Here is a 9,291-nt window from a genome sequence, read left to right as displayed (position 1 = left end):
TGGGTAAACGAGTGGTGCGGATGCAACGCCGCTGACAGTCGGGAAAGACCGGCACTGAACTCATCGCGCAGGGATCGATCGTTCCCTCCGTGGCCCCGGGATGACGGGGCACCCCATTCCCACATCGCCGGCCATGCCGGCCGGAGACTTCATTCCATGAATGCCCAGGTACAGGAAGGCCAGCTCGTCCCCGAGGAAGGCATGGCCGCGATGATCAACCGCTCGGAAATCGAGCAGCAGATCAGCACCGCCCGCCGCTTCCCCCGCTCGCTGAAGAAGTTCCGCGACGAAGCCATCCAGATGGTCACGCTGAGCCAGAGCATCGCTGAGCAGTGTGTCTATGCCCTGCCGCGCGACGGCAAAACTATCGAAGGCCCTTCCGCCCGCTTCGCCGAGGTGATCGCCTCTGCGTGGGGCAACAACCGCGCCGGCGCCCGCGTCATCGATGACAAGGGCGAGTTCATCATCGCCCAGGGCGTGTTCCACGACCTGGAGCGGAATGTCGCCATCACCTACGAGGTGCAGCGCCGGATCGTGGACCGGCAGGGGCGCCGCTTCAAGCCCGACATGATCGGCGTGACCGCCAATGCTGCCTGCTCCATCGCGCTGCGCAACGCGGTGCTGAAGGGCGTACCCAAGGCCTTCTGGGAGGACATGTACGTCGAAGCCCGGAAGGTGATCATGGGCGACATCAAGACGCTGGCCAACCGTCGAGCCGATGCGCTGGCACTGTTCCAGCGGTTCGGAATCTCTGCCGAACAGGTGTGCGCAAAGCTCGGTGTGGCCGGCGTGGAAGACATCGGCCTGGAGAACCTGGTGGTGCTGCGCGGCATCGTCACCGCAATCAAGGAAGGCGACACCACGCCGGAAGATGCCTTTGCCACCGAAGGCGCGCCGACCGCCCAGAAGAAGACTCCGGCGGCCTACACCGATGAAGCGTTCGCCGCAGCGCTGCCGCAGTGGGAAGCCGCCATCAAGGCAGGCAAGAAGACGCCCGAGGCCATCATCACGATGGCGCAGACGAAGGGCACGCTCAACGACGCGCAGAAGAAGCAGATCCTCGGCTTGGGCGAAAAGCCCGAAGGTGCGCAGCAGACCGGCCCGGCCGTGGCTGAGGAGGTTACCGAATGATCACCGTCGACTACATCCAGGGCACGCAGGAATGGCATGCGCACCGCGCGCAGCACCTCAATGCCAGCGACGCGCCGGCGATGCTCGGTGCCTCCACGAACCACTCACGCACCGACCTGATCCGCGAGCTGGCCGCAGGCGTGCCGCGCGAGTTCAGCGACTTCGTGCAGGAGCGCGTCATCGACCCGGGCCATGAGTTTGAGGCACAGGCCCGTGCTATTGCCGAGGAGCTGATTGGCCAGGAGCTGTACCCGGTCACCGGCGTCTCGGGGAAGTACTCGGCCAGCTTCGACGGTCTGACGCTCCTCGAGGACATCGCCTGGGAGCACAAGCGCCTGAACCAGACGCTGCGCGATGCCATGTTCGACGGCTGCACCGGTACCGACCTGCCGCTGATGTACCAGATCCAGATGGAGCACCAGTCGATGGTCTCCGAAAGCGAGCGCGTGTTCTTCATGGCTTCCGAGTGGCGCCAGAGCTCTGGCGGATGGCAGCTGGTGGAGGAGCGGCACTGCTGGTACACGCCGAACCCGGAGCTGCGCGCGCGCATCGTCGCAGGCTGGGCCCAGCTGGAAGCCGACGTGGCATCTTTCGAGCCCGGCCCGGCGAGCGAACCTGCGCCGGTTGGCCGCGCTCCGGAGACGCTGCCCGCGCTGAGCATCCAGGTCACGGGCATGGTGACCGCTTCCAACCTGGCTGAGTTCAAGGAGAACGCACTGGCGGTGCTGGGCTCGATCAACCGGGAGCTGCAGTCCGATGAGGACTTCGCCAATGCCGAGAAGACGGTCACCTGGTGCAAGGGCGTCGAGGAACGGATCGAGGCCACGAAGCAGCAGGTGCTGGGCCAGACGGCAGATATCGATGCGGTGTTCCGCACGATGGACGATGTGGCCGCCGAAACGCGCAAGATCCGCTTGGAGCTGGACAAGCTGGTGGCGAAGCGGAAGGAAGAACGGCGCACGGAAATCGGCAACACCGCCCGCCGCGGGGTGATCGACCACATCCACGCGATCAACGAGACGCTGGGTGCGCACGCTGTCCCGATGCCCGCGACGCTGATCGCAGATCTGCAGGCCGCGATCAAGGGCAAGCGCTCCTTCTCCAGCATGCAGGACGCCGTCGATACGGTCGCCAACAACGCAAAGATCTCCGCCAGCCAGGCGGCCGACCGCATCCGGGCAAACATCCGGGTCATGGACCTGGAGATGGGCAGCTATGCGGCCCTGTTCCCGGACGCAGTGCAGCTGTGCTCCACGAAGTCGCCGGAAGACCTTCGGAACCTGATGGACGTGCGCATCACCCAGCACAAGAAGGCCGAGCAGGACCGTCTGGACGTCGAGCGCGAGCGGATCCGCAAGGAGGAAGAGGCCCGCGCACAGAAGAAGGCGGCCGACGACGCAGCGGCAGCTGCAGCTGAGCAGGCCGCCCAGGCACCTCAGGTGGTACAGCCGGCAGCGGCCGAGCAGCAGACCGGGCCGGAGGCAGCCGCGGCGGCAGCGGCAGCGGCAGCGGCGCCGGTGCGCACCGCGCCGACGGCAGTGGCCAGCTCGCCGGCACCGGCCGCCGCGCCGTGGGAGGTGGTCAAGATCAAGCTCGGCGACATCAACGCGCGCATCGCCCCGCTCTCTATCAGCGCCGACGGGCTGGCCCTGCTGGGGTTCAAGCCGATCAACGCCACCGGCGCGGCCAAGCTGTACGACCAGGCGCAGTTCCCGGCCATGTGCCGGGCCATGATCGACGGCCTGCAGGACGCGGCCAACAGCTACCCGCTGGCCGCCTGATGGAACTCTGGCGCACCAGCGAACTGCGGGTTCTGCGCCAGATGGAAGGCCGCGACGCGATGACCGTCGCGGCTGCCCTCGGGCGCTCGCCCCGCGCGGTCCAGGACATGGCCCGCTGCCAAGGGATGCAGGTACCGCGCCAGCCTCACGCCCGGTACTGGCCGGTCACAACCAAACGCCGCGCCCGGCAGCTCCGGGCCAGCGGCAACACCGTCAACCAGATCAGCGCCGCGCTGGGTGTCCCGTTCGGGACGGTGCGCCGCTGGGTCTACGAAGGAGCAGCAGCATGACCAGCATCCACGTGAAGCCCGTCTTCAGTGGCGCGACCGACCGCGAGAAGGACTTGGCCCGGCAGAAGCTGGCCAGCGACATGGCGCGCTTTGCCGCCGCTGGCGGGCAGGTCCAGGTTCTCGGCACCACCGGCATCGACAAGAGCACCATCAGCCGCCGGCAGGTGGTCGAAGGTGGCCACGGCCGCCGCGCTGGGAAAAAGGCGGCCTGACAATGCGAATTCAAACCATCGCCGCCACGGTCTACCTGGCACCCACCAAGGGCCGCCGCTACCTGTCGAAGCGCTCAGCAGTGCGGGCTGAAGCGCGTGCACTGCTGGACCGTAAATACCCCGCTGAAACGGGTGACGAGTCGGATGGCTTCCACAGCTGGCATTGGTCTAACGATGAGCACCTGCAGCGGGTCTATGAGCGGCTGGCGCGGTTCATCGGTGCTGCCGGTCGCCGAGAGGTGCAGTCATGAGCCGTCACATCGCCCGTCGCGCGCCCAAGGAGACCTTGGGCTTCGCCTGGGGCCGGTTCCCGACCACGGACGGCAGCGCCGTTACCTGGCGCCTGTACCGCCGCGACCACCGCCGTGCGCTGCACATGCACGTGCTGACCTTTTTCGCGCATGAGGACCGCCCGGTGATCGCTGCCCACCTGCGCCGCGCACGGCGCTACCTGCGGGAGAAGGTGGACGACATCGACCTGTTGGCGATGGGGGTGGCCGCGTGACGCCTCTACATCACGCCGCCAAACACCTCGCGTTCGGGATCAGCTGCGGTGAGCCCCGTCAGCTTGGCGACATTCTCTTCCGCCTGCACGAGGTACTGCCTCAGCGACTCCAGACCAGCCCGAAATTGGCGCACATGGCCGGCATTCAGCCCAACTGCTTCGTAGTCGCCGCGCAGCGCTTTGAGGATCGGCAGCTTCTGCAGTTGGCGAGCGATCCAGATCGCATCAGCGATGGGTGCAGCCCCATCGCCCAGGTCATGGAGCTGGTCGTACAGCGCAAGAAGATCGTCCGGCACGGAAACATGGCTGACCGAACTGGCGGACCTTTCGCCCTCGTCGTCGTCTTCGCACAGCAGGAAATAGAGATCCGGATCACTCGCACGGCACGCAAATGTCACGCGGCCACGCCAGGCAGCAAGAACCTGTCGCAGCTCGAGCGCAACCCATCGCGCACGCGATCTCTGTGCTGCGTTGTCCTTCTTTCCTTGCCGACTGGCGAGCACAAGAGACACGACGACCGCGCCCACCGTTCCAACGGCAGACAGAGCCTCCCAAATCAAGGCCATTTCTCACCCCCTATCAATGCCATGGAGCTGATTCTGCCATGACCTATATCCATCCGAACGACCGGGTCTACGCGCTGGAGCGCGCTCTGGCCGCCGCAGTCGCCCAAGGCGAGGACCGCAAGGTGCAGGACGACCTGCGCGAGATCCTGGCCGAAGCCCGCCGCGAGGCCCGGGGGTGAGCGGCCTGGTGCTGGTGCCGGCGCCGGAGGTCCCGGGCATCCCCGCCCGGATGCGGCAGCCGACGAAGGACGCCTATCGCCAGTGGCTGACCCAGGCCAACGACCGCATCGAGCAGCTGCAGGCCGAGGTGGCCGAGCTGCGCGCCGGCGGCGGCACCAGCACCACGCGGCCGGCCCTGGTCGATGACCTGGTCACCGCGGCCACCGCCCTCGGGCACCACGAAACGCTGCGCAGCAGCAGCGACGACACCATCGACTACTGGCGCACGCGCGTTGAGCAGCTGCGCGCCGAACTGACAGGAGCATCCCATGACTGATACCGCACCCATCAAGATCTTCGCCGTCACCGAGTCCGAATGGTGGATGGGCACTGACCTCGCTTCCGTGGTGAAGGCCGCCCAGGAGGAGTATGGGCTGGACGATGAAGACGTGGCCAATGCCATCGAACTGGTCGATGCCGACCTCGACTCGCTGAACTTCTCCGATAGCGATGAAGACGGCCAGCCGACTGGCCAGAAGCGCACCTTCCGCGAGCAGCTGGCTATCGAGGTGGCCGCCGGCGGCGCCTTCCCGCGACTGTTCGCCATGGAGGACTTCTAATGGCTGACGGCTCCCGTTCCTTCAACTTCCCCGCGCCGCAGCGCTCACGCCTGCGCCAAGGCGAAATCGTGGTCGACCTGTTCGCCGGCGGCGGCGGCGCCAGCGAAGCCATCAAGAAGGCGACAGGCGTCGATCCGCACCTCGCGTACAACCACGACGAGCTGGCTATCGGCATGCACGCTGCCAATCATCCGCTGACCCAGCACCACCGCGAGGACATTTGGCACGCCGACCCACGCGTGGACGTGGCCGGTCGTCCCATCGGCTGGTTCCATGCTTCACCGGACTGCACGCACTTCAGCCAGGCCAAGGGCGGCCAGCCGCGCAGCAGGAAGACGCGCGCCCTGTCGTGGGTGGTGCTGAAGTGGGTGGGCCAGCTGCTGCGCGCTGATCGCCTGCACGGCACCAACACCGCGCCGCGCATCATTTCCATGGAGAACGTCTGGCAGATCCTGACCTGGGGCCCGCTGGTCGCGAAGCGCTGCAAGAACACCGGCCGCGTCATCAAGATGGATGGCACCGTTGCAGCGCGCGGCGAGCGCGTGCCGGTCGAGAACCAGCAGCTGGTGCCGGACAAGCGCCACAGCGGTCGCACCTGGCAGCAGTTCGTGGCAGCGCTGCGTGCGCTGGGCTACGCGGTCGAGTGGCGCAAGTTGGTGGCCAGCGACTACGGCGCCGGCACCAGCCGCGAACGCCTGTTCCTACTCGGCCGCCGCGATGGGCAAGCCATCGTGTGGCCCAAGCCGAGCCACGGCTCTGCTCCGGGGCAGAAGCCGCGCGTGACCGCCGCCGACTGTCTCGACTTCAGCGATCTCGGCCGCTCCATCTTCGGGCGCAAGAAGGACTTGGCAGACGCGACGATGCGCCGCATCGCCAAGGGCGTAAAACGCCATGTGATCGATTCGGCCTCTCCGTTCATCGTGCCGGTCACGCATCAGGGTAGCGACCGCGTGCACAGCGTCCACGATCCGCTGCGTACCATCACCGCCGCCAACCGCGGCGAGCTGATGCTGGCCATGCCCGAGCTGGCGCCCTTCATCGCAGAGCATGCGAACGCCAGCAATCAGCGGACCATGCCTGCTGACGAGCCGCTGCGCACAGTCTGCGCCGGCGTGAAGGGTGGCCACTTCTCTATGGTGACCCCGATTCTCGCCGGGGTTGGTGGCCGCGCCGGACAGTCTGAACCGCGATCTGGCGCCGATCCCCTGTACACGATGACCACCAAGGCCGATACGGCACTGATCGCACCGGTGCTGGTCCAGACCGGGTACGGCGAGCGCGAGGGCCAGGCTCCGCGTGCACTGGACCTGCAGCAGCCGCTGGGCACGATTGTCGCGGGCGGCGTGAAGCACGCTGTGGCCGTGCCGCACCTGGTGAAGTTCCGCGGCGACAGCATCGGCACGGCAGTCACCGAGCCATTGCCGACGATTACTTCTGGTGCTGGTGCGTCGAGGCCGGCCGGTGCTGCGCATGCGCTCGGCGTAGCGACCGCATTCCTTGAACAGGCCAACGGCGGGTTCTACCAGGGCGACGGCAACGATGCCCGCGCCCCGGTCAGCACTATCACTGCCAGTGGCAGCCAGCAGCGGTTGGTGAGCGCAGACCTTGCACAGCTGTCGCCCGACCAGGAGGCCGGCGCACTTCGCGTGGCTGCTTTCCTAATCAAGTACTACGGCACAGGGACCAACGCTCCCAGCCTCACCGCCCCCGTGGACACGATCACCACCAAGGACCGGTTGGCCCTGGTCACGGTGGTCGTCCAAGGCACTCCCTACGTCATCGTGGATATCCGGCTGCGCATGCTCAAGCCGCCGGAGCTGTTCCGTGCGCAGGGCTTCCCGGTGACCTACATCATCGACCGAACCGCTGACGGCACAGTGCTGAAGGTCACAGCGCAGGTCCGCATGTGCGGGAACAGCGTCAGCCCGCCACCGTTCTACGCCCTCATCGATGCCAATCTGGACCCAGTGGCAATGCCGCTGGCGGAGGCGGCATGAGCATCCGACGCCAGCACGCCAACAACGGCATGGCCGCCGGCGGCCGTCCGATCCGCATTCCCCGGTCGATCGACAGCGTGCGCTCGCACCTGAAGCGCCACCTGCTGGAGGAAGGCAAGCGCATGCAGGACCTAGCCGACGTGTGGGGATGCTCGAAGCACAACGTCTACGACCTGTTTTACCGCGACCGGCCCATCTCCCCGCAGCACATCGAGCTCGCCGCGAAGCTGCTCGGCCTAGACGAGTTCGACACCAACGAACTGCGCCTGCTCGGGGCCCGCGAGGCCGGTTGGCAGATCGACCCCAACTTCCTTCTGGAGAAGAACGCATGAGCACCAACAACAAGACCATGGCGGACGTGCAGCCCGGTGGGAGGGTGAGGCTGGGGGGTCAGGCCGAGCGGGCGCGGTTTGAGGCGTGGTGCGCGTCCCAGCGGTTTCCGTTGGGTACGAGTCGAATGCCTACCGACAGCAACGAGTATCGCAGCCTGAAAACCCGCGAGGCGTGGCGAGTATGGCAAGCCGCCCTCGCAGCCCAGCCCTCCCCGGCCGGTCAGGGGGATGCGCTGCAGCTGGCGAACGAGTGGAGGCACGTGTTCAGCGGTGACGGCCACGACATGGCAGGCGCCAACAAGAACACCATGCGACGGTTCATCAAGGCAATCGAATACCTCGCCGCCCGCCAGCCGGTGGGGGAGCAATGAACAAGATCCCTATCGAGCGTCTTCGCCAGTTCGTGCGCCTTGATCCGGCGACCGGCCTTATTCACTGGGTCGTTGATAGGCGGCGCGGAGCACGATCTGGAGATGTGGCGGGATCAATTTGCGGGAATCGGTACATCCGGCTGGAGGTTGATGGCGCCAGGCTTGCTGCCCACAGAGTCGTGTGGGCACTGCACACCGGCTACTGGCCGCCAGATGACATGCAAATTGATCACATCAACGGAATCAAGACCGACAACCGACCGGAAAACCTGCGGTTGGCTAACAACAGCGAGAACCAAAGTAGCGCTAGGTCTCGTCCGGGTCGGTCCGGATTGCGTGGGGTCTATTGGGTTCCTCAGATGGGTCGATGGAGGGCAAAGATCATGAAGGGCAAGCGCACGATCCATGTCGGCTACTTCCACGACAAGAACGAAGCCCACGCAGCCTACTGTCAGGCAGCTGCCGAGATCCATGGCCCGTTCCGTAACACCGAGTCACGGAAGGTAGATAGCCAGGCGGTGGGCAAATGAGCCGCGTCCCTGTCGTCTACCGCACCATGCGCTGCTCGATCCCCGAGGGGGGCGAGGTGGTGCTGCATGTGCCCGAGCATATCGGCGTCGAGTCTCTAGACATGGCAGCCGAATGCATTGCGCTGCAGATGCGCATCTTCAAGCGGCACGCCGAGATGGCCCAGCCGGATCCGTCGCAGGAGCCCGAAGCCCATGGCTGACCAGCTGCTCACCGCTGCAATGGAGGACCGCCGCCCGAGCGCCGACATGCTGCAGGGCACCGACGCGCCCGACTTCCGCGAGGTGGGCCACGTCCTGGCCAGCCTGTCGGGCGTAGACCTCGGCAAGGCCAGCAAGGCCGCCGTGCGCGCGTGGGAGGCCCGGGGCCTGGCCCTGATCGAACTGTCCCGAGGGGACCGGGCCGAAGCCGAGCGGATCATGGCTCCCGTATCGAAACGCCGCCACCGCGGCACCAATCTGGCCGCCACCGGCGTGCCGAAGGAGGAAGTATGAGCGACAACATCCTGGCGAGCCCGACCCCGCTCGTCTTCATTCGGATGCCGGAGGTTCGGCGCCGCACTGGCTTGAGCAAGACCACCATCTACAAGCGGATCCATGAACGGACGTTCCCGGCTGCGGTTCCTCTCGGAGAGGGCATGGTCGCCTGGGTCGAAGCGGAGGTGGACGCCTGGCAGGCCGAGCGTCTGGCAGAGCGGTCCCCGCCCGACCCGGAGGAATCGAACCTGTTAAAGGCGGCGTAGGCGGGGGCATCATTGGGGGCATGAGTCTTCAGCGACGTACCAAACCACTTTCCCTAT

At 66.3% G+C, this 9,291-nt stretch carries 17 protein-coding genes; 16 read left to right on the top strand and 1 reads right to left on the bottom strand.

The genetic code is table 11. The annotated features are described in order from the left end of the window. Nucleotides 1-156: 156 nt before the first annotated feature. Genes AC5O77_RS11610 through AC5O77_RS11585 form a run of 6 tightly spaced genes read left to right on the top strand, consistent with a single transcriptional unit; the run spans nucleotide 157 to nucleotide 3,919 of the window. A complete protein-coding gene (locus AC5O77_RS11610) occupies nucleotides 157-1,131 on the top strand; it encodes a hypothetical protein (protein WP_494506838.1) in 975 nt (324 codons plus the stop codon). Further along, the gene (locus tag AC5O77_RS11605; protein ID WP_494506837.1) at nucleotides 1,128-2,912 is read left to right on the top strand and encodes a YqaJ viral recombinase family protein; all 1,785 of its coding nucleotides are present in this window, start codon (nucleotides 1,128-1,130) and stop codon (nucleotides 2,910-2,912) included. Before AC5O77_RS11610 ends, AC5O77_RS11605 begins: the two co-directional genes overlap by 4 nt. Further along, nucleotides 2,912-3,202 (top strand): hypothetical protein, encoded by a 291-nt coding sequence (locus AC5O77_RS11600; protein WP_494506836.1) that lies wholly within the window; start codon nucleotides 2,912-2,914, stop codon nucleotides 3,200-3,202. Before AC5O77_RS11605 ends, AC5O77_RS11600 begins: the two co-directional genes overlap by 1 nt. After that, nucleotides 3,199-3,414 carry a hypothetical protein gene (locus tag AC5O77_RS11595; protein WP_414492026.1) on the top strand — a complete coding sequence of 72 codons (216 nt, stop codon included), beginning with the start codon at nucleotides 3,199-3,201 and terminating at the stop codon, nucleotides 3,412-3,414. The genes AC5O77_RS11600 and AC5O77_RS11595 overlap by 4 nt, the downstream gene beginning before the upstream one ends. A gap of 2 nt (nucleotides 3,415-3,416) precedes the next feature. After that, complete coding sequence (locus AC5O77_RS11590) at nucleotides 3,417-3,665, top strand: hypothetical protein (RefSeq protein ID WP_414492025.1); 249 nt, start codon at nucleotides 3,417-3,419, stop codon at nucleotides 3,663-3,665. Next, the gene (locus AC5O77_RS11585) at nucleotides 3,662-3,919 is read left to right on the top strand and encodes a hypothetical protein (protein WP_494506835.1); all 258 of its coding nucleotides are present in this window, start codon (nucleotides 3,662-3,664) and stop codon (nucleotides 3,917-3,919) included. The genes AC5O77_RS11590 and AC5O77_RS11585 overlap by 4 nt, the downstream gene beginning before the upstream one ends. A 5-nt stretch (nucleotides 3,920-3,924) precedes the next feature. Here the strand turns inward: AC5O77_RS11585 and AC5O77_RS11580 are convergent, their stop codons facing one another. Beyond that, nucleotides 3,925-4,485 carry a hypothetical protein gene (locus AC5O77_RS11580; RefSeq protein ID WP_494506834.1) on the bottom strand — a complete coding sequence of 187 codons (561 nt, stop codon included), beginning with the start codon at nucleotides 4,483-4,485 and terminating at the stop codon, nucleotides 3,925-3,927. Nucleotides 4,486-4,523: 38 nt separating this feature from the next. Here AC5O77_RS11580 and AC5O77_RS11575 point away from each other — a divergent pair, with 38 nt between their 5' ends. Genes AC5O77_RS11575 through AC5O77_RS11530 form a run of 10 tightly spaced genes read left to right on the top strand, consistent with a single transcriptional unit; the run spans nucleotide 4,524 to nucleotide 9,234 of the window. Continuing rightward, the gene (locus tag AC5O77_RS11575; protein WP_154583161.1) at nucleotides 4,524-4,664 is read left to right on the top strand and encodes a hypothetical protein; all 141 of its coding nucleotides are present in this window, start codon (nucleotides 4,524-4,526) and stop codon (nucleotides 4,662-4,664) included. Next, nucleotides 4,661-4,981: a hypothetical protein gene (locus AC5O77_RS11570; RefSeq protein ID WP_494506833.1), complete on the top strand. Its 321-nt coding sequence runs from the start codon at nucleotides 4,661-4,663 to the stop codon at nucleotides 4,979-4,981. The genes AC5O77_RS11575 and AC5O77_RS11570 overlap by 4 nt, the downstream gene beginning before the upstream one ends. Continuing rightward, nucleotides 4,974-5,264, top strand: a complete 291-nt coding sequence (locus tag AC5O77_RS11565; RefSeq protein ID WP_494506832.1) for a hypothetical protein — start codon at nucleotides 4,974-4,976, stop codon at nucleotides 5,262-5,264. Before AC5O77_RS11570 ends, AC5O77_RS11565 begins: the two co-directional genes overlap by 8 nt. Further along, nucleotides 5,264-7,261: a DNA cytosine methyltransferase gene (locus tag AC5O77_RS11560; protein WP_494506831.1), complete on the top strand. Its 1,998-nt coding sequence runs from the start codon at nucleotides 5,264-5,266 to the stop codon at nucleotides 7,259-7,261. Before AC5O77_RS11565 ends, AC5O77_RS11560 begins: the two co-directional genes overlap by 1 nt. Further along, nucleotides 7,258-7,593 carry a hypothetical protein gene (locus AC5O77_RS11555; RefSeq protein WP_494506830.1) on the top strand — a complete coding sequence of 112 codons (336 nt, stop codon included), beginning with the start codon at nucleotides 7,258-7,260 and terminating at the stop codon, nucleotides 7,591-7,593. The genes AC5O77_RS11560 and AC5O77_RS11555 overlap by 4 nt, the downstream gene beginning before the upstream one ends. Next, complete coding sequence (locus AC5O77_RS11550; protein ID WP_494506829.1) at nucleotides 7,590-7,964, top strand: phiTE_015 family protein; 375 nt, start codon at nucleotides 7,590-7,592, stop codon at nucleotides 7,962-7,964. The genes AC5O77_RS11555 and AC5O77_RS11550 overlap by 4 nt, the downstream gene beginning before the upstream one ends. Next, nucleotides 7,961-8,494, top strand: coding sequence for an HNH endonuclease (locus tag AC5O77_RS11545; RefSeq protein WP_494506828.1), 534 nt, complete (start codon nucleotides 7,961-7,963; stop codon nucleotides 8,492-8,494). The genes AC5O77_RS11550 and AC5O77_RS11545 overlap by 4 nt, the downstream gene beginning before the upstream one ends. After that, nucleotides 8,491-8,694: a hypothetical protein gene (locus AC5O77_RS11540; RefSeq protein WP_494506827.1), complete on the top strand. Its 204-nt coding sequence runs from the start codon at nucleotides 8,491-8,493 to the stop codon at nucleotides 8,692-8,694. Before AC5O77_RS11545 ends, AC5O77_RS11540 begins: the two co-directional genes overlap by 4 nt. Continuing rightward, complete coding sequence (locus tag AC5O77_RS11535) at nucleotides 8,687-8,986, top strand: hypothetical protein (protein WP_494506826.1); 300 nt, start codon at nucleotides 8,687-8,689, stop codon at nucleotides 8,984-8,986. Before AC5O77_RS11540 ends, AC5O77_RS11535 begins: the two co-directional genes overlap by 8 nt. Then, entirely contained in the window at nucleotides 8,983-9,234 is a 252-nt protein-coding gene (locus AC5O77_RS11530) for a helix-turn-helix transcriptional regulator (RefSeq protein WP_494506825.1), read from the top strand. The genes AC5O77_RS11535 and AC5O77_RS11530 overlap by 4 nt, the downstream gene beginning before the upstream one ends. Nucleotides 9,235-9,291: the final 57 nt, after the last annotated feature.

The sequence above is a fragment of the Stenotrophomonas sp. INTA L402-1 genome (assembly GCF_059295135.1).
Note: the sequence above shows the minus strand (reverse complement) of the source record. Positions and strands in the feature narration are given on the sequence as shown.

Coding starts and splice junctions, on each gene's coding strand:
- AC5O77_RS11545 (WP_494506828.1), top strand. CDS start 7,961: ATGAACAAGATCCCTATCGAGCGTCTTCGCCAGTTCGTGCGCCTTGAT.
- AC5O77_RS11550 (WP_494506829.1), top strand. CDS start 7,590: ATGAGCACCAACAACAAGACCATGGCGGACGTGCAGCCCGGTGGGAGG.
- AC5O77_RS11590 (WP_414492025.1), top strand. CDS start 3,417: ATGCGAATTCAAACCATCGCCGCCACGGTCTACCTGGCACCCACCAAG.
- AC5O77_RS11610 (WP_494506838.1), top strand. CDS start 157: ATGAATGCCCAGGTACAGGAAGGCCAGCTCGTCCCCGAGGAAGGCATG.
- AC5O77_RS11580 (WP_494506834.1), bottom strand. CDS start 4,485: ATGGCCTTGATTTGGGAGGCTCTGTCTGCCGTTGGAACGGTGGGCGCG.
- AC5O77_RS11575 (WP_154583161.1), top strand. CDS start 4,524: ATGACCTATATCCATCCGAACGACCGGGTCTACGCGCTGGAGCGCGCT.
- AC5O77_RS11560 (WP_494506831.1), top strand. CDS start 5,264: ATGGCTGACGGCTCCCGTTCCTTCAACTTCCCCGCGCCGCAGCGCTCA.
- AC5O77_RS11555 (WP_494506830.1), top strand. CDS start 7,258: ATGAGCATCCGACGCCAGCACGCCAACAACGGCATGGCCGCCGGCGGC.
- AC5O77_RS11585 (WP_494506835.1), top strand. CDS start 3,662: ATGAGCCGTCACATCGCCCGTCGCGCGCCCAAGGAGACCTTGGGCTTC.
- AC5O77_RS11605 (WP_494506837.1), top strand. CDS start 1,128: ATGATCACCGTCGACTACATCCAGGGCACGCAGGAATGGCATGCGCAC.
- AC5O77_RS11565 (WP_494506832.1), top strand. CDS start 4,974: ATGACTGATACCGCACCCATCAAGATCTTCGCCGTCACCGAGTCCGAA.
- AC5O77_RS11530 (WP_494506825.1), top strand. CDS start 8,983: ATGAGCGACAACATCCTGGCGAGCCCGACCCCGCTCGTCTTCATTCGG.
- AC5O77_RS11595 (WP_414492026.1), top strand. CDS start 3,199: ATGACCAGCATCCACGTGAAGCCCGTCTTCAGTGGCGCGACCGACCGC.
- AC5O77_RS11535 (WP_494506826.1), top strand. CDS start 8,687: ATGGCTGACCAGCTGCTCACCGCTGCAATGGAGGACCGCCGCCCGAGC.
- AC5O77_RS11600 (WP_494506836.1), top strand. CDS start 2,912: ATGGAACTCTGGCGCACCAGCGAACTGCGGGTTCTGCGCCAGATGGAA.
- AC5O77_RS11540 (WP_494506827.1), top strand. CDS start 8,491: ATGAGCCGCGTCCCTGTCGTCTACCGCACCATGCGCTGCTCGATCCCC.